General features: G+C 47.5%; 12 protein-coding genes. 3 read left to right on the top strand and 9 right to left on the bottom strand.

Annotated elements, in window-relative coordinates:
* Positions 1-40: 40 nt before the first annotated feature.
* From BQ5453_RS11185 to BQ5453_RS11175, 3 genes are read right to left on the bottom strand one after another with little or no spacing between them, the layout of a single operon-like run.
* Positions 41-1084, bottom strand: a complete 1044-nt coding sequence (locus tag BQ5453_RS11185) for a transposase (protein WP_074027632.1) — start codon at positions 1082-1084, stop codon at positions 41-43.
* Between the two features lie 34 nt (positions 1085-1118).
* Positions 1119-1496, bottom strand: a complete 378-nt coding sequence (locus tag BQ5453_RS11180) for an ISAon1 family transposase N-terminal region protein (RefSeq protein WP_143033257.1) — start codon at positions 1494-1496, stop codon at positions 1119-1121.
* A gap of 4 nt (positions 1497-1500) precedes the next feature.
* Positions 1501-13443 carry a DNA cytosine methyltransferase gene (locus BQ5453_RS11175; protein WP_143033389.1) on the bottom strand — a complete coding sequence of 3981 codons (11943 nt, stop codon included), beginning with the start codon at positions 13441-13443 and terminating at the stop codon, positions 1501-1503.
* A 257-nt stretch (positions 13444-13700) separates the two neighbouring features.
* Between BQ5453_RS11175 and BQ5453_RS11170 the strand changes: the two genes are divergently transcribed.
* Positions 13701-13922, top strand: coding sequence for a hypothetical protein (locus BQ5453_RS11170; protein WP_071123264.1), 222 nt, complete (start codon positions 13701-13703; stop codon positions 13920-13922).
* Between the two features lie 206 nt (positions 13923-14128).
* Here the strand turns inward: BQ5453_RS11170 and BQ5453_RS11165 are convergent, their stop codons facing one another.
* The 3 genes from BQ5453_RS11165 to BQ5453_RS11155 form a co-directional block, all read right to left on the bottom strand.
* Positions 14129-14545, bottom strand: a complete 417-nt coding sequence (locus BQ5453_RS11165; protein WP_071123263.1) for a hypothetical protein — start codon at positions 14543-14545, stop codon at positions 14129-14131.
* A gap of 29 nt (positions 14546-14574) precedes the next feature.
* Positions 14575-14766: a hypothetical protein gene (locus BQ5453_RS11160; RefSeq protein ID WP_071123262.1), complete on the bottom strand. Its 192-nt coding sequence runs from the start codon at positions 14764-14766 to the stop codon at positions 14575-14577.
* A 102-nt stretch (positions 14767-14868) separates the two neighbouring features.
* Positions 14869-16260 (bottom strand): hypothetical protein, encoded by a 1392-nt coding sequence (locus BQ5453_RS11155; RefSeq protein ID WP_071123261.1) that lies wholly within the window; start codon positions 16258-16260, stop codon positions 14869-14871.
* 662 nt (positions 16261-16922) lie between these two features.
* Between BQ5453_RS11155 and BQ5453_RS13855 the strand changes: the two genes are divergently transcribed.
* Positions 16923-20798 carry a DUF4922 domain-containing protein gene (locus tag BQ5453_RS13855; RefSeq protein WP_161942420.1) on the top strand — a complete coding sequence of 1292 codons (3876 nt, stop codon included), beginning with the start codon at positions 16923-16925 and terminating at the stop codon, positions 20796-20798.
* Between the two features lie 316 nt (positions 20799-21114).
* On the opposite strand, the gene BQ5453_RS11145 is transcribed toward BQ5453_RS13855, so the two are convergent.
* The 3 genes from BQ5453_RS11145 to dnaE are packed head-to-tail and all read right to left on the bottom strand — an operon-like array spanning position 21115 to position 25670.
* Entirely contained in the window at positions 21115-21441 is a 327-nt protein-coding gene (locus tag BQ5453_RS11145) for a hypothetical protein (protein ID WP_071123260.1), read from the bottom strand.
* Entirely contained in the window at positions 21438-21755 is a 318-nt protein-coding gene (gene trxA, locus BQ5453_RS11140) for a thioredoxin (protein ID WP_022101993.1), read from the bottom strand. Before trxA ends, BQ5453_RS11145 begins: the two co-directional genes overlap by 4 nt.
* A 51-nt stretch (positions 21756-21806) precedes the next feature.
* Complete coding sequence (dnaE, locus tag BQ5453_RS11135; protein WP_071123259.1) at positions 21807-25670, bottom strand: DNA polymerase III subunit alpha; 3864 nt, start codon at positions 25668-25670, stop codon at positions 21807-21809.
* A 295-nt stretch (positions 25671-25965) separates the two neighbouring features.
* Here dnaE and nagB point away from each other — a divergent pair, with 295 nt between their 5' ends.
* Positions 25966-26757 carry a glucosamine-6-phosphate deaminase gene (nagB, locus tag BQ5453_RS11130; RefSeq protein WP_022101991.1) on the top strand — a complete coding sequence of 264 codons (792 nt, stop codon included), beginning with the start codon at positions 25966-25968 and terminating at the stop codon, positions 26755-26757.
* Positions 26758-26915: the final 158 nt, after the last annotated feature.

Below are 26915 nucleotides of genomic sequence, written 5' to 3'. Positions count from 1 at the left end.
GGCGCACCCGACAAACCCTGTGGAGTAGGCCGTGCAGATGCTAACCCAAAACTGTTGCTAAACGATACATGAAGAATGGTATGTCTATGACTCCTTTTACTTGTGCACGAAAGCATTTGATCTTTGAGTTCAACGATTCAGCTGAAGCGTTAGTCTTACGTCCGTCAAAGTAGTTCAGGATTTCATCCTCATAGAATCTGATGGTATCGCGTACGGACTTGATTTCACGCAGAGTGCAGGAAGCCACTTTCTCATACCACCCCTTGAAATTCTGTTTGGCAGTCTCCTTTGTGAGTTTCTTGTTTCTGAATATGGCTCTAAGGGAGTTGATCAGATTGTATGCTTCTTCAAGTTTTGGGTAGAGTGCGAAAAGTATCTTCGCACGCTTTTTCTGCGTTGCGCTCCACTTCTCTCGGCTCATGGACAATTGCTTGCGACATCGTGTCTGTGCCTCTACAAGAGTCTCGCCATTTTCAAGCCTTTTGGGTTCAAAGCGAGTGTTCAGCCTCATAGGCTTTCTTCCGCGCTTGCTCTTCTTCCAGTTCTTCCCATGCCTTTTCCTCATTCGCTCGCGGTAAGCCTTTCTCTGCGCTGCCAGATTTTCGAGGTATTTGCGAAACTCTGCCTTCTGTCTGTTCGCCTCCTTTACGGCTTTTCGTTTCAGGCGCAGGCGTATCTCTTCGCAGCCCTCTCCACCGCGTTTTACGACATGGAAGCAGTCACGTATGACTGTGGCTTTAGGGAATGCCTCTCGGGCTATGACACGCATGCAATCTGAGAGATCCATCGTGATATTCTCAACCATTTCACGCTTATCTGCAGGTAGTTGCATGAGAACCTTCAGTACGTCAGCAGGATTCGTTCCCTTGACTACTGCTATGATTGCACCCTTGCGACCATGGGCATCCTTGTTGTGAACGATAGTGTACAGTTCGCCCTGGAGGGAGGTCTCGTCTATGCCTTGCTCCTTACCTACGTTTTGCGGAATAAGAATCCACTTGGATGCGTGATCCTTCTGCTCCCACGTCTCGAAGTTACTCAGGGCGTCCTTGTATCTTTTGGCAAACGTGGAGCTGTTAATCATGTACGTATAACCAATCTGACGAGCGGTTATCGTCTCAGAGTCCATTCGCCCTCTTTAAAAAAAGCGCGAAGTCCTTCGCGTATCGAGTGCCCTTATGCTTCAGTTCAAACTCCTTGTCAAGGTCAACACTTCTTGTTGTGCCATCCGGCATTGTCCAACGCCTTCTTCGTATGTGAAGTACCGCCTTCTTGTCTCGGGCTGGATAGTCAAGTAAACATGATTCTTCCCCAAAACCATTGCTCACGGAATCCTTCATGTCTGGTGTGCGATTGTCGCGCTCATCCAGATAGATGTGAAGCTCTGTTGTGTAAAGAACATCCTTGTCCAGAGTACGCTGTGTTGCAAAGTCTGTCACCTCGAAATATTTAAGAACTCCTTCGGGGAGGAAATATGAGGCGAGGCCCTCATACATATTTTTATTGCCATTCTGATTCATAGTGCAAAGGTACTACTTTTGGGCAATCATGTATCGTTTGGCAACTCAGTTTTTGGGTTAGCATCTGCACAGCCCTCCACAGGGTTTGTCGGGTGCGCCCTTTCAGCGAAGTGATAGCATCAAGTTTGGCTTGACCATAGCGATGAGCCAATGAAGAACCAATAGAATTCTCATTGATTTCAACCTGCCCGACCTCTGTATCATAGAACAAAGGCTCACCTATGTGCTCTCTCCACCACTTTTCAGCAGCCCTTCGTGCAGACATTTCTTCCGTCTTCACAATTTGGTTGCTTTCTACATTCACCGCTGGAACACTCAAAAGCTGATTACCACGACTTGATTTCTCCTCCTCAGACATTTCAGCCGGATTCTTCACATTGTCCTCTCTGAAACGAACATCTTCCACATTCTCGTCAAAACGCTTCGAAGGAGCAATAATCTCGCCATTATCATCACGCGTCACAAGGTCATTCAACTTGCGGCTGTTCTCCACATTCTTATACTTGTAGCCCTTGCCATCGTCAAAGCCCCATTCACGGCTGTCATTTCCGTCCCACCAAAGCTCATTCACTGGCACCTCATCTTCTATAATGCGGTAGTCACCCTCCAACCGGTGCTCACCGTGCATCTTAGCATACGCTCTCGACGGAGTCACCCAGTCACCATTGCGCAACTTGCCCTCCTTCACCGAGCTGGGCACAGCACGATACACCTTCACCTTCACATCTTTCTCACCACGCCTTATTGCAGCCATGGCATCATTTATCGCGTTTACCGACTCCACAGCAGTAGCGTCAGTCTGCATGTACTTGCGAGGCTCATGCCAATAATTCTCGTCAACAAGCGAATACCCCAAAGCAATGTCCTCCACATTCACATCAGGAGCATTATCCTCCACATCAGCCCTGCGCGCTGCATCACTCTCATACCCTGGGTTCGACGGTGCCACCCATGCACCCACACCCTGGTAGCCGCTTTCAGTGTCATCATACCCCTTGCGGCGTGCAGCCTCGTCAAGCATCTCGCGGGCAGCAGCATCGTCACCACGCTCAACCGCCTCAAAATAACGCCTGTCAAGTTCCTCAGCCGGCAACAAACGCAACTCGTCAGCACGAGCCTTACGCTTTGCCGCCTCCTCCTCGGCACGCTTGCGGGCAGCCTCCATAACGCCACGCTCACGCATCTCAGCATCAATATGCTCCTGACGCAACTTCTCTATGTCACCATAACGTTCAGCCAACTCCTTTTGCACAGGGCGGAACAACTTGCCAAACTCCGAAAGCTTCATGCCACGGTTTGCCACACGCATCGTACGGCGTATCTCAGCCAATGCAAAATCAGCCTTATGCAAGTTGCCAGTCTCCATGCCCAACGCATAATCCTTCACCATATCCGCGCTGACACCATACCGGCTGGCAAATGCCGTGTAGTCCTCTACAGCACCCATCTCGCCAGCACCATTGCCACGTCCCAAATGCGCACTGCCGTCCTTCCTCGCAGGCTCACCACCATTAAACACATCTGCAAGCAGCGGACCAATAACATGCTCCGACAACTGAGTCGGAATGCCATTGCCCACCACCGTATGCGCCAAGTCATCAGTCTCTGGCATCTCATAGTCATCTGCCAACCCCGTCACACGAGCCAGCACCCTCGGTGTCACCTTCAACACACGGCCGTCAGGCATAATTATCATATCACCACCCTTCGTCCGCAACGTCGGCAGCAACTCATCGGCAAAAGCATGAGGTATCGAAGTACGGCTGTTACCCTGCCCAAACACATACAACGGCTTGTCTATGTGACGGTAGTCTATACCCTCACCCTTCAACCGCTCGTTAACCCACTTGGGCACACCACTCTTCTTCTCCGGCAGACCATCAATAAGGTCCGACACAGCCTCTATCCAGCCACCCTTGCGCTCACCTTCTGGCAGAGCCTCAGGCTTAGGCGGCAACTTCCCATCACGCACAGCACGCACTATCAAACGCTCACGATTAGTGTAGCCACCATAGTCCGCCGCATTATACACACCCATGTCCCAGTCATAACCCTGGGCAGTCAGCTCGTCAGTTATAATCTTCAAGGCATCACTATTCTTGTAGCCCTTCACATTCTCAATCGTCACCACCTTCGGGCGAGTCTCACCAATAAACTGCGCTGTCGACCTTGCAGTCTCCTTGTCAAGTTCCACCTCACCGCCGTCACGCTTCGCTGTCGAAAAATTCTTGCACACCGGCGACGCATGGAAATACTGCACAGGCCCGTCAATGTCCTTCACAAGTTCCTTCGGGTCCACATCACGCACATCAGCAGTCACAATATGGTTGCCAAAGTTATCCCTGTACACACCCGAAATCTTCTTGTTAAACTCCACAGCCACCTTGGGGTCAAGATAATCCTTCAACCCCTCCTCAAGCAATCCGCCACCGCTAAAGTAACTGCCCGAGCGAAGGAACGAACCATCTTTCAGCGAATATCTGATGCCATCTATTTCCTTTACATTCTCCTTCTTGACAAACTTTCTCGGGTCCACACCGTCAAGCAAATCCTTCATCACTCTGTCAGCCACCTCCTCGGCACTCGTGTAGTGAATGTGAAGGAAGTCTGCCACAGCCTTCCAGAACTTGTCTATGGCACGCTTCACACGCTGCAGCGCACTCACCGCCTCAGCCTTGCCCATCACACCATCACCCTCAGCAGCAGCCTTGCGCATCTCCTCACGAAGTCGCTCAGCGCCCCGTCGGCCCGAATACGTGGCAAGCACCTCGTCAGCAATCTCATCGTCCGTTTCAAGTTCGGGATAGGCCTTCTTCACCTCCTCCCAAACCTTGGTGCCCTTCATCAAGTCAACCACATTCTTCCACTCCTTCGCATTGTTCGCCTTCAGCGCACTCGCCCACAAGTGGGCATACTCATGCACAGGTGTCTCAGCATTCGCAATCCTCGGGTCATAGTAAATCTTGCCGCCAACAGTAAAGCCATAAGCCTCGCCATTCTTGGTCTTGAAAAAGCGCACATGGTCAGTTATCTCCGCGTCATTCTCGTTAAAGATAACATAGTTCTTCGCATCGTCCTTACGGCCGCCACTGCGATAGTCTGCTGGATATTTAATGCCGGCATAGCCAAGAGAAGAAAGGAACTTCGATACAGCCTTGGCACTGCCGAACCAGCCCTGCAACCTTCTGTAAACTCCGCCAGAATCATTTATTTCTCTACCGCCATCATACATTGTAGACCTGCTTAGCACATTGCCCTTAGCCAAGACAGGAACAAACTGCGCCTTATCATTAATTTTAATCAGGTCATACAAAATATGTTTGAACGTATAATCACGTTTAGCCATCTCCTCAATATCCGAAGAAGGCAAATCAAACAGGCCACTTATAATTCTACCTGAATCTTCCACACTTAATGGTTCATTCCATGCAAGATAGTTACTTCCATTGTCATCGGGAATTTCTACCGTGTAGAGGTTCCTTGTTTTGTCCACGACAATGGAAATATCAGAAGGATTTAGCAATGACGCGTCTTTTGCTAAAGATTGACAATATTCATCGCGTTTGCTACTATACCAATCCAACGCATCATTATACTCACTTACAACATGTCCTTCTGAAGGCTTTGCGTCTAAAAAGACTTCCAATATCTCATTGATACGTTCCTCACTAAGTCCATGCGTGTCACCGCTATATACATAATGTTCTCTTGCATTCTCGCTATTCTGAATGGCATACGTCCTGCCAATACCTTCTACCTCGGTCACATAAGTGCCCCAGCCATAAGCCTGCACACCTTCACCCTCGCCCATGTGGGTATGGTCAAAGTGGTCAAACTCAGCACCGCTGCCGTGGTACACGCGGTGCTCCTTCGCACCGTCATCGTTCGCCATGTCAAGCACACGCTGGCCATCTTCCGTGCCAATCACATCAAGACCACTGCCTTTCATGTGCTCTATCACCACATCACGAAGAACAGTCTCCTCTTTCGACGGCTTGTGCACCATCTCAACACTATGTGCCGTTTCACCACCATCACCACTCGTCAAGAATATCTGGTCCTCACGGCTCACGTCCTCAGTCTCAGCAGCAAGGCTCGCACGGCGCTCCTCCGCGCTCATGCCCATACGGCTCTCCACATTGCGGCTCTCCACCTCACCGGCAAGCGACTTATAACTGCCAAAGTCATCATCACCTACAGATGCCTCGTAAAGCCCTCTGTTCTTCTTGATGAGCTCCTTCGCCTCAGCCTCCTTGCCCTCAGCACGCAACTGCCTTATCTGCTTCGTCACCTCGGCCATCTGCTTCTTTATCTCCGACCGCACCATCGCAGGACTGCCACCTCTGGCAAAACCCTCAATCTTCTGAATAGCATGTTGTATCTCATGATTGAGAATTTCAACGGCAGGCTTAGTTAAATACCCGTCATCGTCCGTAAGCAAATAGGTATTAAGACGAATTGTTTCCTTTCCGTAGTTATATTCTCCGACTCCCTTATACCCCATATCTTCAAGAACCACGGGCATATTTTTCAATGAGGGATAGCTCGCGAATAAAGCCTCTTTATCTTTATTATCTTCAAGCAAATCATCAAGCGTTGCTTCCGTTTTTACGCTTCTATTTATAAGCTGAAGACCGTCATAAAACCTTACATCTCCAACTTCATAACGCCACTTGCCGTCTGCACCACGTTCCCAGCCAGTAGCCATCTTGATAGCCTTCGCGTCCTTCTTCTCAGCCTCCATCTCGCGAGCCACACTTAGGTTGTCAAGTCGCGTGTTCACCTCATCGGCATGGTCGGCACGCTCCGCACCCTTCTCGCCAATAAATTGCTCACGAATTTTGTTGTAATCCTCAAAAAACTTACCGCCATCGTAGGATTTCTCAACACCATTCAGTAAATTTGCAGCAGTTATAGAGTTGTTTGTATTGGGGTCATCACCTTCGGGCTTGACCAATGTTCCTGCAAGCAACTCTATTTTTGTTGCTTCATAGCTATATGCTTTCTTTGCAGGCCGTTCGCTCTTGACATCCTCCTTCAGCGTAACCTTAACCCTATACAGCTTTCCGTCCATACGTACTGCGCCATACAATCTGTGTATGGTTACATTGGGATTGACACCATTCGCTGCCGAGCGCACACCATCTTCACCCTTCTTAAAGTCCGCATGCTGTTCTGCATCTACACTTTCACGGATAACATCAGGCAACACCTTCAACACAGCCAAGTGAACGTCCTTGCTCTCACTCTTGTCAACTGCACTCTGCGACAGATATTTGTCAACGGCCGCATTACTGATGCGAATGTCGCCCTTGCCACCAGTCTCTTCACCGCTATAAGTGCGTGCTATATGCTCCTTAGCCCAAGCCTTGGCTTCAGCATAATTCTTAAAGCCATGCCCGGCCTCAGCCTCCACTACATTGACACGCGTCTCAGGACGAAGGCTCTTGCCACCGTCCATCATGCTGCGCGGGTCCACACCGTCAAGCAAATCCTTCATCACTCTGTCAGCCACTTCCTCAGCACTCGTATAGTGAATGTGAAGGAAGTCTGCCACAGCCTTCCAAAACTTGTCTATGGCACGCTTCACACGCTGCAGCGCACTCACCGCCTCAGCCTTGCCCATCACGCCATCGCCCTCGGCAGCAGCCTTGCGCATCTCCTCACGAAGTCGCTCCGCACCCCGTCGGCCCGAATACGTGGCAAGCACCTCGTCAGCAATCTCATCGTCTGTCTCAAGTTCGGGATAGGCCTTCTTCACCTCCTCCCAAACCTTGGTGCCCTTCATCAAGTCAACCACATTCTTCCACTCCTTCGCATTGTTCGCCTTCAGCGCACTCGCCCACAAGTGGGCATACTCATGCACAGGTGTCTCAGCATTCGCAATCCTCGGGTCATAGTAAATCTTGCCGCCAACAGTAAAGCCATAAGCCTCACCATTCTTGGTCTTAAAAAAGCGCACATGGTCAGTTATCTCCGCGTCATTCTCGTTAAAGATAACATAGTTCTTCGCATCGTCCTTACGGCCGCCACTGCGAAATTCTGCCGGATATTTAATGCCGGCATAACCTAACGACGATAGTAATTGCGATGCCTTCTTGTCACTGCCAAGAGCACGTTCCAACTGACGGTAGATGGCAGCACCATTCCTTGACGAAACGTCCACGCCCTTGCTTGACAACAAAGGATTAGACAACCATCTCCCATTCACCACCTCATCACCATACTTTTCTCTCAGATACTCTGTAATGCGGTCAATAGTTTCAGCTGGCACAGGCCCATTCCAATCCAAATAATTTCCACCATTGTCATCGGGAATTTCAACAGTGTAAAGGTAATTATGTGGTTCATAATCCTTTAACTGTTCCTCCCATTCCGAGATTTGAGCTTCCACTTCTGCCTTATATTCCCCTTTAAGGAAAGGCAACTGCTCCTTGGCACGATAGATATTCGATTCAAGTTCACTACGTTTCAAAGACCACTCCTCACGACTCATTGAAATTCCGTTCTTTGAACGTATCGCATACCCCTCGCCAATGCCTCTCACCTCGGTCACATAAGTGCCCCAGCCATAAGCCTGCGCACCTTCACCCTCGCCCATGTGACTATGGTCAAAGTGGTCAAACTCAGCACCGCTGCCATGGTACACGCGGTGCTCCTTCGCACCGTCATCATTCGCCATGTCAAGCACACGCTGGCCATCTTCCGTGCCAATCACATCAAGGCCACTGCCTTTCATGTGCTCTATCACCACATCACGAAGTATAGACTCCTCACGCGTAGGAGGTTGTGCAGACTTTCCGACAGCCTTTTGTTGACGCAAATCTTCTGGCAAAGCACTATACTTCTGCGTTACCATTTCATCTGCGGCATCTATTTCCTTCTTTGCCTCTACATACATCTGCTTTAGCACGGGGTCAGCCTTCATTGCTTTGCGCTCCTGCAATCCTTTTTCTGAAGTGCTTTCTGCCGATGTCGTAGCCTGAGTAGGATAATGCTCATATACATAGTCCTGTATTTTATCCCCCCATTTCTGTTCCACGTCTTCCAGATGGTCTAAAGCCTTTTCATATTCAAGGACTTCATTCCGTTCCACACTCTCGTCCTTACCCGAAGGCACAACACCATTCTTCACCGACGAGTACTCACCAAAAGGCTTTGTCTTGCGCTTGCTTGATGCAATCCACTTCTCAAAGTCTTCGAGGCTCACAGCAGTCACGTCAATTCTACGACCATTCTCCCAACCATTCTCATAGTTAGCAAGATAGTCGCTCTTTGCTTCATCAGCATCGTTGAAACCAAGCATCACCTTATGCTCGTCAAAACTGCCATCTGGGTTGTACTGGTCCACTACAAACACCTTGCGTCCGTTCCAACCATCAATGTCATTAGAGAGGAACACGTCTATATGGTCACCATCAACACCCACTGCACCACGAATGTAGCCATAAGTGTTGTTCATCTTGCTTTCCCACTGCTTGCCGTCAGCATCAGTGCCTTTACGCACACTGCCCTGCGGCTGCTCAATGGTGATGTCGAACGTACCAACTTGCACATGCCCCTTCTTATAATTGCCGGCTTCTTTCTGCGCCTCTGTCGGTTCGGTGTTCACTTCGGCTGAGGCGGTGGCTATCTTCTCACTCAACGGGGTGTCACCCTTACCCGAAGGCACAGCATCTCCTGTGCCCGACGATTTCTCACCATCGGTCACACCAACTTTAGCACCCTCTTCCGAAGGAGCCGCTACTTCCTTGCCTTCACTTACTGTTGAGCGTCCCCGCTCTGCTGTTCCTTCAAGATGTCCATCGCCTTCAGAGCTGCCTCCGAGCTGTCCATCTCCGGGTGTTCCTCCCGCAACTGCTTCATTATCGGAACTATTTCTGCCGGAACTCGGAACCGTCTTATCTGCCCGCTCGGCATTTCTATTGGAATAAAGATTGTGTTGTCGTTCATTTTCTCTTTCTTTATATGCACGTTTAATGAAAAATTGCAGCGTCGGATTCTTTGTTATGCCGTCAAGTGCCTGCTCACCTTCCACCACCATGCGGCCCACAGAATGAGCTATAACCTCATCTGCAAGCATCGGGTTAGCATTCTTACCATCTGCCTCTAACTGCTCAGCCTTTTCCTCATAGACGGTAGAGTCTGACAGCTTTTCAAGAATGTCAACCAACTCATCTTGTGAAACCTCATGCGTGTCCTCAACAGCATACACTATGGCATTCACATTCTCGGGAAACTCCGCATTATCAGCATGAGTATACTCATGGGCAAGCGTTTCAGCTACATCTTTGTCAAAATTATCACAACCTTCTACAAAATAATAAACCTTCTTATTTTCATAGTAGGCAGGCATACGCATGCCCTTTTCAAGCATTTCAACATACTTCGCCCTGTCCTTCTCGGGCACAGCCGCCAAAAAGTCCTCACGCGTCAGCAAGAACTCCGGCACAGGGTAACCATTCTCCTCAGCAAAACGCGCAATACCATCACGCATCTCACCAAGCACACGCTTACGTTCCTCACCCTCAGCAGTCTTCAGCTGCGCTGCAAGGCCGTCAAAAGCCTCACTTAATCTCCGCTCGCTGCCCTCGCCGCCTTGATGGCTCGGGCCAGCAACATCGCCTTGTTCGCCGCCTTCGCCTCCGACGCCTTGTCCGTCTGCAACCGACGGGGTTCTTCTATCGTATTCTTGTCCATTGTTTAATAACTCATTTACCTCGTTAATAATCTGTCCCTTACTCTTCACACCACCGGCAAACATGTCACCAATGCCCTGGGCAGAGTCTGCCGCCTGCGTGTTATAAAACGACAGCACCTTCTTCAGCTGCGTCACACGCCCATCGTTCATCACGTCTGCCAGCATCATCACAGCAGCATTGTTGTAGTCTGCCACCGTCGCACCATCGTCCAGCTGGAACAAGTTACCCTGTCGCGCATGCTGGCTCACATGCTGACCAAGCTTAAAACCAGCCTTGCGGGCCTTATACACCAAGTCTACAGCAGCAGCCAACTCCTTCGACAAGTCATAGCCACCACCCAGGCGGTGACAAGCCACCACCTCAGGCAAAGCAGCCATCACAGCCTTGCGCATGCTCTTCACCTCAGTAATCTGACGCACAGCATCAGGGCTGCCCTGGAACACCTTGCCCACAAGCACACCCTCAACCATAGCCTGACCGCTCTCGCTCAAACGGCCACCGTCAAACAACTGCGCCATCTCTGTCTGAGGTATCACGCCAGCATCAGCCAACTCCTTCACCACAGCAGCAGTAGCAGCATCATCAGCATAAAACTCAGCCAACGACTCATGACGCCCTATCACGTCCATCACACGGCCAAACAAAGCATCGTCCACCACCTTGCCAAGCTTCACAGCCATCTCAGTACGGCTCTGACTCTTCTGCTCACGCTGGTTGAACTTCGCAAAGGTCTCCGACGTGTAAGGCATCTCACCATCAGGCACAAACACCACACGCGGGTGCTTAAACCCTTCCACCTGCTCCGTCGTAAAACCAAACTTGCCGGCATGCCCGCGAAGATACGCATTATATTTCGCATCACTACCATTCAAAGCCGCAATTTCACCAGCCATGGTACGGCCGTTACCCGACAGCACCACACCATCACCACTCACCACAACAGGGCTTTGCAGCGCACGGCTGTCATAATCTGCCGCCATGCCACGCGTCACCTGCTGGGCCTCAGCGTCACGCTTATAGTCACGGTCATTCACCGTCTCACCATTCACGTCCACAGGGTAACCCTCAGTCTCCGCAAACCCATTCGTAGCCTGGTGCGAAGCACTCGCCGCACCACTCTCCGTCAGCACATAATGACCGGCCACCACCTCACCATTAGGCAAAGTAATCTCATCTGCACCACCATCTACCTTCGGAGCATTCTCCCACTTCTCCTTAATGGCAGGAGCCACAGCGTTACTGCCCAAAGCCTCCTGCTCGGCAGCCTTCTGCGCCATCTCAGCCTTGCGCTGCTCCTCCTGCGCCACGGCATCGTCATACAACGCCTTGTCCTTCTCCTTGCGCGCACGCCGTTCCTCAAGCAACACCTTGTCACGCTCAGCCTTCACCGCATGCCAGTAGTCCACAGCCTTCTGAGCCTCAGCCACACGAGCCTCATAGTCTGCCTTAGCCTCCTTGTAAGCCGCAATGTTAGTACCCATCTTAGGAGCCTTGCCCTTAACCTTTTCAAGATTCTTCTCAGCCTCAGCCACCTTGTTCTCCACAAAAGCATTCGCCTCCTCAGCATCAAGACCACTCTCCTTGAACACATAGTCATGACCACGCTTCGGAGTCGTCGCAAGCCAGTCCTCCTCCTGCGCCGCATTCTTCCCCTTGCCAACAACACGCATCGGCATAGGAGCATTTTCCTGCACACCAACTTGCACACTTGAAGATTGTTCCGTACCTTTGCTCTCAGAAGACAAGTCGGTTTGAGGAGTGGAAAGGCTTTCCACCTTATCCTTCGGGGATAACATAACGAGTTCGCCGCCGTTCTTCTCGGCTTGTCTTTTTATTCTGTTTAAGTTTCGTTCATCAAGCGTATACCAACCGACAATTTCTATATTATCCTTATTCTCGTTTACTTCAAGTACTACGATAGGACTTTTGTCGTCAATTTTAATGGCAACCCAATGCAGCGGTTTGTTGTTGGGTTGTGTCTGACCTACTAAATCTGTATTATATAGAGCAGCATTTAATATGGCTCTACTTTCCTCAAACGGGAACCTATGGGCGTTCCAATTCTTTTCAAAAATATTTTTCTTTATAATGACTGGCTTCCCATTCGCACCAATAGCTGCGTCCACATTCTGAGGCAAAGCAGGCAACTGCACATTACGTGTAGGAGCAGAGAAATCCTCGTCCGTCAGTTCATCTACAGACTTCACCTCCTCCACCTTCAATGTTCCATTTTCATTGACAGGATTACCCTGGTTGTCAGTTAAAACGTAATTCTTATTATCAATCAAACGTGCATCACCTTCATTGAAAGCAATGCAAATTCCAGAATATGACCAGAGTGCAGTTTCGCCTTCAACATTCTCTAAGTAAACGGTATCATCTTCTTTGTCCACGCGAAGCAGCTTATATTCATGCCCTTCGAGTTCAATTACAGAACCAACGCCAAATGCAGGAACACCATCACCTTCAGAACTACCAGCCTGAGCTGCGTTCAGGTCAGTCGTTTTACGCTTCAGCACACCGCTTTCCACCATCTGCTCAAACATGCCATCTTCATACGTCTGCTCCTTCCCGTCTGCGCCAACAGCAACAACCTTGTCGCCATCAACGCGCTTAACGGTCAGCGCATTACCATCGCTGTCTTCAAACACGTCACCAACCTTCAAACCCTCCGTTGCTACATCAGGAGCAGCCTCCGCCTTGGGTTCAAGCACCTCAGCATCACCACTCTCCAACTTCGCATCAAGCGCACTACGGGTCCAAGCAAGCTCCTTCCCGTGCTCGTCAACAAGCACCACAGTCTTCTCACCTGCCGACTTTACGTCATACTCATGCCCATTTATCTCAACACGACTGCCATCTGTGTAGGCAGGCTCCTCAACTTCCGCCTTGCCACCATCAGCAGACACATCGCCATTGGCAGCAGCATTACTCTCGGCAGCCGCATTACCCTCGGCAGTTCCCTCGCCATTGGCAGCAGCCTCCTTCGCACGCTCGTTCGCCATATACGCCTCCGACAGTGTGCTCGGGTCCGCCGGCTCACCAACATTCATTAGCTGGTCCGGACTCGTATACTCATACTTGCCCGTCTCAGCATCACACACAACAATACTCTTGTCCGACTTCGCCACATCTATGCCAGACTTGTCCGCATATTGCACCACATCGCCATCAATAACATACACATTTCTGTCACCAGCCTTCATCGTAGCTGGCACCACCTGTCCGCTGCCCTTGTGCGGTAACCCTCAGTCTCCGCAAACCCGTTAGTAGCTTTCCACCTTGTAACAATCATTCTACATCTACTAATAGGCACCAGTCCCCACTCCAAAAATATATTTTGCAGCATATTTTGCAAAAATAATCTTGATTTGCGCTTGCGTTCTCAAAATAAAGGCCGCAACTTTACAACGTAATTAAATGGGACAATTCTTCTACAAGTGCGAAAAACACACATCATAATCTAAAAATAACAGTTATGGAAATTACAACAATAAACAAAAACCTTAGATTAGTCAAGCACAACTATATAGCTAACAATAGACTATGCATTGACTATGCAGCGTTATACACCAAAAATGGTGAAGAAAGGTTCTGCGGCTACTATCATAGCATACCAACCATTGATGAAATAGACTACGAGCAGTTACATAAGCATTACGAGCAGAATGCACAAATGCCATCGTGGATAAAAGAGTAAAAATTATGAACAAAAGCAACACATGGGGCGGCAGACGCCCCAATGCAAGGCGAAAAAAAGTCGGTAATGCCGTACTATAATGCCGAATGCCGCAAGTGGCATTAGACGCAATAAAAAACGCTGCAAAAGAAGAGAAGCTTGAAGTAGGCTCATACTTAATCAAGCAACTCGGATTATGAATAAAAGCGTGACACCCCGTCACGCTTTTATTTTCTCTGCGCTTCCTCGTATTCATGTATGGCGTCAATGTATGCGCCCTCGGTCACATAAGTACCCCTGCCATAAGCCTGCGTACCTTCGCCCTTGCCCATGTGCGAGCGGTCAAAGTGGGCAAACTCCGCACCACTGCCGTGGTACACGCGGTGCTCCTTCGTACCATCATCGTTCGCCATGTCAAGCACACGCTGGCCATCTTCCGTACCAATCACATCAAGGCCACTACCATTCATGTGCTCTATCACCACATCACGAAGTATAGACTCCTCACGCGTAGGGGGTTGTGCAGACTTTCCGACAGTCTTCTGTTGACGCGGATTATCTGTCACACCTTCCTCCGAAGGCACAGCATCTCCAGTGGCCGACGACTTCTCACCATCGGTCACACCAACTTTAGCACCCTCCAACGAAGGAGCCGCTACTTCCTTGCCATCACTTACTGCTGAGAGTCCCCGCTCTGACGAGACTTCACCTCCTTCAGAGCCATTGACAGGGCGTCCGACTCCTCCATTTGCGGATTCTCCTTCAACATTCGCTCCATTATTTGAGCCACCTCTGTTGTCACCCTCACTCGCATTGTCATGCCGCTCGGCATTCTCACGGGCACGAATATTGTATTGTCGTTCATTTTCTCTTACTTCAGATGCACGTCTAATGAAAAATTGCAGTGTCGAAATCTTTGAGGAGCTTTCTGTAAGAGCAATTATCTACGCCCTTACATTCAACATACCTAACGAAGGGTATGGATCATGCTCATTGTTATGCCATCAGCGTCCTTTGAATGTTCTGCAAGGAAACGCTGCCACAATGTTTCCAATTTTATGGCGTCCTCATTACCAAGCAGACGACCAGAATGGCCACCAGTCCAATCAAAAGAAGGCATTGCTTCTTGCAAAGCCTCTGTTGTTAACATAGAAACCTCTTCCGGGTCAAGAATAACATTTGGAAGCATATCCATATAGTACACACTTCTGCCTTTGCCGCTCCAATCTTCACCCTCGTACGGTTGAGAGTCAAAAACGCCACTCATCACAATCCCTGTATTTCCTTTGCCTACCCTAACGAGGAAGAATCTGTCACCACATCTGGCCTTATCATAATCCCAAACACTCCAATTAAAATATTCTGTCAAGTTGTACTCTACGCCAAAGCAATGATCCTCAAGCGATACGCTTGATATGTCGGGATTCCACATCAAAATAAACGTGCGCTGCTTCTCATCAAAACCCTCTCCAGGATAAGTAGGTTTATAATGCAAGTCGTCGGGTTGTAAATGGCGGGCAGCGTCCATCATATCATGCACCATATCCACCGTTAACGCTTCCGTACGTCTAAATTGCATTTCGTCCAAACGTTCAAACGCGTCATTCGGCAAAATCTTCCAGATTTCCCTAAAAGGAATAAATACCGGGGGGATAGCATCATCATCCATATCTATAATTCCCAACAAATCGGCCTCTGATATGTAATTAAACTCGTCCACCTGGCCATTTCTGATACAAATTGCAGAGATAGTGAGCCCATTTTCAACATCTCCATCAGACGAAGGCATAACCATGCGAGTGCTTGTGTCTTTCCAATTTACACTATCCCATTGCATTGAACAAAGGCTGTCAAAAAGGCTATCTACGTCCTCCTTATCCACATCATCGGACAATGGGATATCAAAAGATTCAAACAAATGCGCTCCCAAGCAGAATTTGCAGAAAAGACCATACATAACAATATGCTGCCCTGTATGTTTTACTAACGCTCGGGCTGCATCAAGCCCGGCCTCTTGCTCACGTTCAATCCATTCGTCATTAAATGTAGACAAGGGTGCAATTACCTCCCCTTCATCTTCAAGGTATGCTTTGGCACCAGTCAGCTGCATTATAGCATCTATGGCTTTGACAAACAGCTGATAATCTGCCTTGGTCGAGAATGAGCAAACTCGCACCTCCAGTCCATCTTCTTCCTCATTCACCTCTATACCACGAAGTGCCTTATTGAGGAAGCCGAATTTTAGAGATGGGTATTCATTCGAGGTGGTTACAATTTCAGTTCCCTTATCTGCCACACGACGCAAAATAGCATCTGGTTCTGGAACATCTTTAGTTCTGATCTTTACACTAACGCTCATATAAATGCCGTTTTTAATATTAAACTTAGTTGAAACAAAATTCTGTTCTGCAAATATGCAACATTTCCCCGGAAAGCACAACAATAGTATCACTAATTTACTGATGTGACTATTTACTCTAGTTTGAGTTTAATACGGAACTTGAGTTATCTTACTTCGGTCGTTCAACGTGCTTACTTCGTTCGAAGTAAATGCTTACTACGTTCGGAGTAAACACTTACTACGTTCGAAGTAAGCATATATTCCGGTCGTTCCACATGTTTTCTACGGTCGATGTGGCATGACTTAGGCTTGATTTCGTGTTCTCATCACTCCCGCGCGTGCATCATTTAATTTAGAACACCTACTTATAAAAACATTCGTATAAATGCCCGTGCATAGTTTTTTTTGCGTAAGTTTGTATAGTTGTAACATTGAATGCACATTATATCCATGTCAAGACTTTAATAACAGTTTGATTATCAACAGGTCTTGAACTAATGAACTACGAGTTGTGAGGTGTTAGAGGTATACGCAACAATATTTTGTCAAACACAGAAGTTTGCGTGTCATGATGCTTTTCTGCACCGTCCGGAATGGAGTTCCTTTTTTATAATAGAAGTGCGCGCCCCCTCGCTCAAGCAGGGATAGTTACAGTCTTGAACTCTAAGCATAACGAACTGATGAAGATAATGTTAGATGTTGTACTGGCATACACACCCGGTACCCCTCACCTGCCGCAGGTGGTTGAAGATATTAAGAGCTGCGATTGCGTTAACAAACTGCTTTTGGCTTGCACCGACGAGCAAAAGGCTGACGCAGAGAAAATGGCAGACGACAAATGCGAACTGCTTGTTACAGACAATGTAACAAGTGCCAAGTTTTTACGTACAGCCGCGCAACGCGTAACGGCACAGTATGTGGCATTCTACCTAAGCAACCATACCTTGCGCATAGGCTACCGGGCGTTCGACAGAATGTTGCAAATTGCAGCTGCGTATGATACGGATAGCGAAAAAGCCCTCATGGTGTACAGTGACCGATACGATGAACAAGGTCTGCACCCTACTATTGACTACCAGGAAGGTGCTCTGAGAGATGACTTCGACTTTGGATCATTGGTGCTTTTCCGTTCAGCGGACGTGAAAAACTTTTTGAAGCACCGACGTGGCATGCAATACACTTATGCCGCAATGTATGCCTTACGACTATACGTAAGCGCCCATGGCGAAATAATACACCTAAAGGAGCCCTTGTACACAGAGTTGGAAACTGACTTGCGCACATCTGGGCAAAAGCAATTTGACTATGTCAATCCACGCAACAAGGTGGTGCAAACCGAAATGGAACGTGCTTGCATAGAGCATCTTAAGGAAATTGGTGCTTGGCTGGCTCCCGACGAATACGACGAATTGCCGAATGACAACACTCGCTACCCAGTTGAGGCAAGTGTCATCATACCTGTGCGCAACAGGGCACGAACCATTGGCGACGCCATTGACAGTGTATTAGGACAAAAGGCCTATTTTGACTTTAATGTGATTGTTGTGGACAACCATTCTGACGATGGAACGGCCGAAGTCGTTAATAAGTATCACGACAACAACCACGTGGTGCTACTCCAACCAGAACGCACTGATCTTGGCATCGGAGGGTGCTGGGATATGGCCATTCGCAGCAAATGGTGCGGAAAGTATGCCATACAATTAGATTCAGATGACTTATACTCGTCTGATGACACCTTGACACGCATTGTGGCTGCCTTTGAAGAGCAAAATGCAGCCATGGTCATTGGCAGTTACCGCATGGTAAACTTTGCACTCGAGACGCTGCCACCAGGACTGATTGCACACACAGAATGGACTGCTGACAATGGACGCAATAACGCACTCCGAATTAACGGATTAGGTGCGCCACGCGCTTTCCGCACAGACATTTTGCGCAAGATCGGATTTCCCAACACGAGCTATGGCGAAGACTATGCTCTCGGACTGGCCTTTTCAAGACATTACCGCATAGCGCGCATTTTTGACGAACTGTACTTGTGCCGCCGATGGGAGGGAAATTCTGACGCTGCACTGAGCATTGACAAGCAAAACAAAAATAACGCATATAAGGACGCGCTAAGAACTATTGAACTCAGAACCAGACGAGCCATGATCGAACGCTGGAATTCGCCCGTCAGAAAATGCGACGTTGAAGATTTCTTCAAAAAACAGCTGGACCAATGGCACGACGTGGCAGAAAGGTGTGAGCAACTCAAAACTTGCGTAAAAGTGAAAGAGTTGCCGCTTGAATATGGCACACTCAATGTACAATACAACCCGGCACGCATAGTAAGCACTGCTGCAAAAATAGATAAGGCTGCCCTAAAAAAAAGGCCTTGCTTCTTGTGCGACACCAACCGTCCTTCATGCCAAACATCTATGCCTGTACTTGGTAAGTTTCAATTATTAGTAAACCCCTACCCCATTCTGCCATTGCACCTTACAATACCAACGCGCCGGCACACTGCACAAAGATTGTCACATTTCAGCAAAATGCTTGACACAATTACATGGAACTTGCCTGGAATGTTTGTGTTCTACAATGGCGCAAGATGTGGTGCCTCTGCTCCTGACCACGCCCATCTGCAAGCAGGCCAACGAGGATTGGTACCTATCGAAAGGGATTGGAAGTTGTACGAAAACAATCTGCAACGCGTATACCCGTCACTTAAAAAAGAAGAGGCAGCCCTTGAGGATCTTGGGTATGATCCTAAGACAAGCGGCATATACTTGCTTAAAAATTATGCCTGCCCGGCCTTTGTTATACAAGGTCCGGCAAGCAACGATGTACCCTTACTTTTGCAAAAGTTGATGAGCGTTTTACCAGTTGCATCGGGTACGTCGGAACCTGACATAAACATACTGAGCTGGCGACAAGAGGGCACGCCAAACACGCCTGATCACATTGTAATGGTTGTGTTTGTACGCAAAAAACATCGTCCAAACTGTTATTTTGCAGATGGCGATGCGCAAATATTAGTTAGTCCGGGAGCTGTTGACATGGGAGGCCTCATCATTACACCACGTGAGGAGGACTTTGAAAAGATGACAGCCCACATTGCCACAAACATTCTGCGTGAAGTGGCCATTAGCAATAGCGAAATTAACAACATTGCCAAATTGCTGCATAACAAACGTGCTGACCACAAGAGTAAAGGTTGCATGACAAATGAAACCAAGGCTTTGAAATCATTGGCAAACCGTGACATCTGTGTGGGAATTTTACACGCCGAGGAAATTGACTTTGCATTAAACGGCAACTTCCAAGCCAAGGGCGAGACTGTCAGCGGTATGCAACACGTGCAGTGTACCGAGGGCGCTATTAAATGGAAAGACAACATTTATAGCGAACTCAACTTCATACCCGAGAACGACGACACGTGCTTTTTTACCCTGCGAGGCGTAACAATTGGCATTGGATTTCATTGGCAAAGACAAGAAGAGCAGAGTTTTAAGGGCAAATTGCGACTTATAGTTGACGAGGGCAAACTCGTTGTGATTAACGAACTGCCAGTTGAGGCTTATCTCGAAAGTGTTATTTCATCTGAAATGAATGCAACATCTTCGCTCGAACTGCTTAAAACGCATGCTGTGGTGTCACGCAGTTGGGTGTATAGTCAGATGTTGCATCACATGATGGGTGAAAGTGGTACCACCAACTACTTCAACTTTGTGCATAAACACGGTGAGATACTTAAATGGCATGACCGCTCTGACCACGCACTATACGATGTGTGCGCTGACGATCACTGCCAGCGGTATCAGGGCATAACTAAGTCAGCCCTGCCACAAGTGAAGAAAGCTGTTAGCGCTACAAAACATGAAGTGTTGATGTACAACGGCAGTTTGTGTGATGCACGCTTTTCAAAATGTTGCGGTGGCGTGAGCGAATTATACAGTTCATGCTGGGACAATGACGATAAGCCTTACCTGGCAGTCGTACGCGATGCTGCAGACGGTGATATACCCGATTTGACAGACGAACAAACTGCCGAAAAATGGATTAAGAGTGCTCCCATCAGCTACTGCAACACCCACGACAAGCGTTTGCTGAGCCAGGTGCTGAACAACTATGACCAGGAAACTACAGACTTTTATCGTTGGCGAGTAGAATTATCACAAGACAAAATTCGTTCACTCATTGAGGAAAAGACCGAACAGACCTTTGGCCATATTATTGCTCTGGAGCCTGTTCAACGCGGCCCTGGCGGTAGAATTATCAAACTTAGAATTGTTGGCACAGAAAACGAACTCATTGTAGGCAAGGAATTAGAAATCAGAAGAATGCTTTCCGACACCCACCTGTACAGTTCGGCTTTTGTCGTAGATACAATATATGGTGCTGACAAAGCCGTACCTACAAAATTTGTGCTTACCGGTGCCGGTTGGGGACATGGTGTAGGCCTATGCCAAATAGGCGCTGCGGTTATGGCGGACAAAGGGAGTAGTTATGACGAAATATTGACTCATTACTACAAAGGATCTGTTAAACGTGATTTGACTGAATTGTAAAATCCAGTGACTTTATGACGGGGCAAGCACCTCACCATAAAGTCACTTCCTAAGCCTTTCAATCTGCGGTTATTGATATGGACGGCGCAATGACAGCGTCTGAATGTGTACACTTTAGATTCTACCACACACCAACCATTCTTTACCCATCCCCCTCGCAAACAACCAATTATCAAACAGTAGAGGCTTCCACAAGACTATTATTTAGCCTTGTAGAAGCCTCAACTTTTGCTCATTTCTTGTGTTGATTAAGAGTCGTTACAGAGGCACAGGGACATTTACCTATATGATGTACCCATGCTTGATGGGTATTTCATCAATTCTGTTCCTCCTCAAAATCCATGTGGGCTTGTACCACAAATAGTAAATCCTCTACTGAGAAATTGCCCATGCCCTCTTTCTTGGCTTTTTTGGCCAGATGGGCAGCTATTGCCTCTTCGTCTATTTCGATGTAGCCTTCTTTGTCGGGGGTTGCATCAAGTATTCCACTCTCTGTGTAATACTCAACAATCACGTCTATAAAGTAATAGAGCAACACCTCAGTAAATACATCTTTTAGCTCTTGTGGCAAATGCTGCTTGATGTAGGCCACAGCTGCAGCGTCCTGCTGCGCATCAAGCATTAATTCTTCGTCGAGATTCATTTCAACAAGTTTTCAATTTTCTCAGCGAACTCTGACTTGGGTCCTGCACCTACATGCTTGTCAACCACCTCACCATTCTTGATAAAAAGCACAGTGGGCACATTGCGAATGCCAAACTTTGACGTCAGTTCTTCGTTATCGTCTACGTCACACTTACCTACGTTTACACGACCTGCGTACTCTTCAGCCAATTCGGCAATATAAGGCGCAATTTTTTTGCAAGGTCCACACCATGTGGCAGAGAAGTCTAACACAATGGGGAGTCCCTCTGCTAAAACACTTTCGAAGTTTGAGTCTGTAATGATCTTTTCCATTTTCTAATGTATAATTGGTTTAAGTTTTATATTGAAGCAAATATTATGCCATCAGTTAATCTGATATGTGAAGTCAACCTTTTTTAAGTAGTTTATCAACAAGCTGTCAACAGACACATGACACAACTTACTTTGTAACATCACTTGCGAATGCTCGTCATTGTCAAGTATATTAAAGAACACGTCTGTCGGACCTGGTGATTTGCGAATGATAGAGGCAAGTTCGTTGACGACCTCAAGCGTGAGTTTCTCAGTAGCCACATTGATGGTTATCGACTTGATTTTCTGATCCTTCACATCGCTCAGAAATTCTATGCGGCCTATCTTTAATTCATAAGCACCTTGTTGCCACTGTCTTTCCTCCACTCGGGCAGTAATAAACAAAGAGTTACCTACGTGAAAATAGCCACTGAACTTGGCCCAGTCTTCGCCAAAGAGTGCAATTTCCCCAGCTCCACTGTAATCCTCCAACTTGGCGATACCGTAAGGTTTGCCAGTACGGGTCTGCCCCATTCTGACATCTGTCACAATGCCACCAAGAAAGACATCTTGATTGGCGAATGCCACTTTATCCTCAAGTTGGGTCATGCGCATATTGCACACATCTTCCACTATGATGCGGTATGAATCGAGCGGGTGACCTGATATATAGATACCTATTAGGTCACGCTCACGGTTCAAGCGTTCGAGGTCGCTCCAACGCTCAACATTCTTGGGCGGCTCGGGCTTTGCTATCTCAAGCACCTCACTCGGTCCAAATAGTGAGAAACTGTTTTGAGCTTGATCGGCCTGAAATGTATTACCATAACGAACCAGGGCATCGAGGAATGTCTCACCATTTTCGCATGGCGTTACAAATTGCTCACGTGTTATGTTGCCAAAACTATCAAACGCTCCTGCAAGAGCCAAACTTTCGAGAGATTTTTTGTTGCAGGTTGACAGATTGACACGTTCGACCAAATCGTATACGGACTTATATACACCGTTTTTCTTACGTTCGGCAAGTATCTGCAACACAGCACTTTCACCTACGCCCTTTACTGCACCCATGCCAAAGCGAATGTCACCACTATGATTAACACTGAACTTGAGATAGCTCTCGTTAATGTCAGGACCAAGCGTGCTGATACCCATAGATTTGCACTCGTCCATCAACTTAGCCACCGTGTTAATATCGGCCAAACTGCGGCTCATCACACCTGCCATATATTGTGACGGGTAATTTGCCTTAAGATAAGCCGTTTGATAGGCTACCCACGAATAGCATGTGGCATGACTCTTATTGAAAGCATAGGACGCGAATGCGCGCCAGTCATTCCAAATTTTTTCAAGAACCTTTGGGTCGTGACCATTAGCCTTACCACCATCAATGAACTTGGGGTACATGTGGTTAAGCTTTTCTATAAGCTTTTTACCCATTGCCTTTCGCAGTGCATCACTCTCGCCACGCGTAAAGTTCGCAATTTCACGCGAGAGCAACATGACTTGCTCCTGGTAGACGGTAATGCCGTATGTATCCTTCAAGTATTTTTCCATACAAGGAAGGTCGTAGGTAATTGGCTCGTCACCATGTTTACGGGCTATGAAGGACGGAATATATTGCATAGGTCCCGGGCGATACAACGCATTCATGGCAATAAGGTCCTCAAAGGTTGAGGGCTGTAGCTCACGCAAATACTTTTGCATACCCGGCGATTCAAACTGGAAGGTGCCTATGGTACGACCATCGCAGTATAACTGATATGTAGCAGGGTCCTCAATGCTGATTTCATCAATGTTGAGATCGATGCCCAAAGACAGCTTGATATTTTCAAGAGCCTCCTTGATGATGGACAGGGTTTTCAGACCCAAAAAGTCCATTTTTATCAAGCCCGTTTCCTCAATCACACGCCCCTCATATTGGGTACAGTGCAATTCCTCTCCTGTTTCCTTATCCTTGGCGGTAGATACGGGTACCCAATCTGATATATTGTCACGACAAATGATAAAGCCGCAGGCATGCACGCCCGTATTGCGCACATTACCTTCGAGCATTTTTGCATAACGGATTGTATCACGTAATAAAATGTCCGAAGATGTCTCTGCCTCACGCAGTTCGGGTATGGCAGCTATCGCATTTGTCAAATTCATTTTAGGCACTTTGCCATCAGGCCCTTCTGGCAATTTATCGGGAATAAGTTTGCAGAGGTTATTTGATATTGACAGAGGCAGTTTCTGAACGCGGGCCACATCCTTGATAGCAAGTTTTGTGGCCATTGTACCATAGGTTATGATATGTGCCACATTGTCTGCGCCATACTTTTGAGTAACCCAATTCAGTACGCGGCCACGACCATCGTCATCAAAATCGACATCGATATCGGGGAGTGAAATACGGTCTGGATTTAGGAAACGCTCAAACAGCAAGTCGTACTTGATAGGGTCTATCTGCGTGATACCCAAGCAATAAGCAACAGCACTACCCGCCGCAGAACCACGTCCTGGCCCTACACTCACATCAAGTTCCTCACGTGCCGCACGAATGTAGTCCTGCACTATTAAGAAGTAACCTGGGAAACCCATCGCCTTCATGATATGCAGCTCAAATTTTATACGCTCTGCTGTTTCATCGTCCAACGGGTCACCATAGCGCTTTTTGGCTCCCTCATAAGCCAATTTGGCAAGATAATCAGCCTCAAGTTTTATACGATATAGTTTGTCAAAACCGCCAAGCTTTTTGATCTTCTTCATGCCATCTTCGCGGCTCATCACGACATTACCATTCTCGTCTTGTGTGAATTCGTTGAAGAGATCTTCTTCGGTCAAATTCTTACGATATTCCTCCTCAGTGCCAAACTCCTCGGGAATGGCAAAGTTAGGCATGATAGGAGCATGATCTATTGAGTAGGTTTCAACCTTGTCACATATTTCACAGGTAGTAGCAAGTGCCTCTGGCAAGTCGGCAAAGACTTCATTCATCTCAGCACGAGTTTTGAACCACTCTTGCTTTGTATACAACATACGTCTGGGATCTTCCAAATCCTTTCCTGTAGCCAAACAAATCAAGCGGTCGTGTGCCTCGGCATTCTCCTCATCTACAAAGTGGCTATCATTAGTGCAAATATATTTTACATTATACTTATGCGCTATGCGTAACAGTTCTTTGTTTACCTGAACTTGCAACGGATACGTTTCGCGATTGGCTCTGACTGAGGGGTCCTTGACCTCGTGTCGCATCAGCTCTAAATAATAATCATCGCCAAACACGCTCTTGAACCATTGCACACTCTTTTCAGCCTCTTCAATACGCCCTTGCATAATCATTTGCGGCACCTCACCACCCAGACATGCAGAACAAACTATCAAATCTTCATGATACTTCTCCAAATCCTTGTGATCCGTACGCGGACGCATATAAAAGCCATCAACCCACGATCGAGATACCAACTTTACAAGGTTGTGATAGCCGTGCTCGTTTTTGGCCAAGACTATAAGGTGCCAGCCTGACTGGTCAATTTTCTCAGCCTTTAATGATTTGTCGCCACGACGCGACACATACATTTCACAACCGAAAATAGGCTTGAAATTAGCTATCGGGCGTTGTTTTTTGAGCACAGCCTCACATTCGGCAATAAGTTCGGCTTCACTTTTTCCCTCATCGGGATTTTTACCCTCCTTATCTAACTTAGGCACATAGCTACCGTCTTGCAACGAAACCAACTTCGCCTCCATATCCTTTACAACCCCCTTGGCCTTACCTATGACCTTGTTTGAGTAATTAAAGAATTCTTTTATACCCATCATGTTGCCATGATCCGTCACTGCCATGCCACGCATGCCGTCGCGTATGGCCTTATCGACCAACTTTGGCACAGCTGCCTGTCCGTCAAGTATTGAATATTGGGTATGTACGTGTAGATGTACGAAATCTTGCATATTATAATTGTAAGGAGAAAATGTTGAAACACATAAACAACCTGTGCCACACCTGCCAGCAGGAGTAGACACAGACTATTCAATTACAAAGCTACGAAAAAGACTGCAATTGCTTGCCACTTTGTAGCCATATTTGCTATCACAACAAAAGTATTTATGAAAACGCTTTGAAAGTACATAAAGTTTTTTTACTTTTGCGAATAGACTTGGGCGTCCATACCTCTGTCTTGAACAGACATGCCGTTTCAAGCAAAAACAAAGTTATCGTTACAAATCTTTATAACAAAACAAAATCATGAGAGTTATTATCGAACCCGACTACGAAAAGTTGTCAAACTGGGCTGCAGAGTATGTTATTAGCAAAATCAATGCAGCCAATCCAACTGCAGAGAAGCCTTTCGTATTGGGTCTGCCTACCGGTTCATCACCAATCGGCATGTACAAGGCATTGGTTAAGGCCAACAAAGAAGGCCGCGTCAGCTTTAAGCACGTATTGACATTCAATATGGACGAGTATGTTGGCTTGCCCGAATCACACCCCGAAAGCTACCACTCTTTCATGGCTACAAACCTTTTCAATCACATTGACTGCCCGAAAGAAAACATCCATATCCTGAACGGTAATGCCGAGGATTTGACAGCCGAATGCGCACACTACGAACAAATGATCAAGGATGCTGGTGGCATTGACCTCTTTATTGGTGGTATTGGCCCCGATGGTCACATCGCATTCAACGAGCCGGGTAGCTCACTCACAAGCCGCACTCGTCAAAAGACTTTGACTACCGACACAAGAGTTGCCAATTCACGTTTCTTTGGTGGCAAGCCCGAAGATGTACCCGCTACTGCTCTCACCGTTGGCGTAGGTACTGTTATGTCTGCCAAGGAGGTTCTCATTCTCTGCAATGGCCATAACAAGGGTCGCGCTTTGCAAGCTGCTATCGAAGGTCCCGTTACACAGATGTGGACTATTTCAGTACTCCAGATGCACGAACACGGCATCATCGTTTGTGACGAAGCTGCCTGTGAGAACATCACTCATGGCACCTACAAATACTTTAAGGATATCGAGAAAGACAATCTCTGATAACTATCAAAGATATTAACAAGCAACAAGTGTAATATTCACTCCCCTACCGGGTTGAATATTACACTTGTTTTTTATAAGTAGATTGTTCAAACCCATTTTACGAGCATCTACTTATCTGGTATCATAATGAAAGAGCACACCTCTACCCCAGCCCT

The organism is Prevotellamassilia timonensis (genome assembly GCF_900106785.1).
GTDB classification, from domain to species: Bacteria; Bacteroidota; Bacteroidia; order Bacteroidales; family Bacteroidaceae; genus Alloprevotella; species Alloprevotella timonensis.
Note: the sequence above shows the minus strand (reverse complement) of the source record. Positions and strands in the feature narration are given on the sequence as shown.

Coding starts and splice junctions, on each gene's coding strand:
- nagB (WP_022101991.1), top strand. CDS start 25,966: ATGAGAGTTATTATCGAACCCGACTACGAAAAGTTGTCAAACTGGGCT.
- BQ5453_RS11145 (WP_071123260.1), bottom strand. CDS start 21,441: ATGAATCTCGACGAAGAATTAATGCTTGATGCGCAGCAGGACGCTGCA.
- BQ5453_RS11180 (WP_143033257.1), bottom strand. CDS start 1,496: ATGTATGAGGGCCTCGCCTCATATTTCCTCCCCGAAGGAGTTCTTAAA.
- BQ5453_RS13855 (WP_161942420.1), top strand. CDS start 16,923: ATGAAGATAATGTTAGATGTTGTACTGGCATACACACCCGGTACCCCT.
- trxA (WP_022101993.1), bottom strand. CDS start 21,755: ATGGAAAAGATCATTACAGACTCAAACTTCGAAAGTGTTTTAGCAGAG.
- BQ5453_RS11170 (WP_071123264.1), top strand. CDS start 13,701: ATGGAAATTACAACAATAAACAAAAACCTTAGATTAGTCAAGCACAAC.
- BQ5453_RS11185 (WP_074027632.1), bottom strand. CDS start 1,084: ATGATTAACAGCTCCACGTTTGCCAAAAGATACAAGGACGCCCTGAGT.
- BQ5453_RS11155 (WP_071123261.1), bottom strand. CDS start 16,260: ATGAGCGTTAGTGTAAAGATCAGAACTAAAGATGTTCCAGAACCAGAT.
- dnaE (WP_071123259.1), bottom strand. CDS start 25,670: ATGCAAGATTTCGTACATCTACACGTACATACCCAATATTCAATACTT.
- BQ5453_RS11160 (WP_071123262.1), bottom strand. CDS start 14,766: ATGAACGACAATACAATATTCGTGCCCGTGAGAATGCCGAGCGGCATG.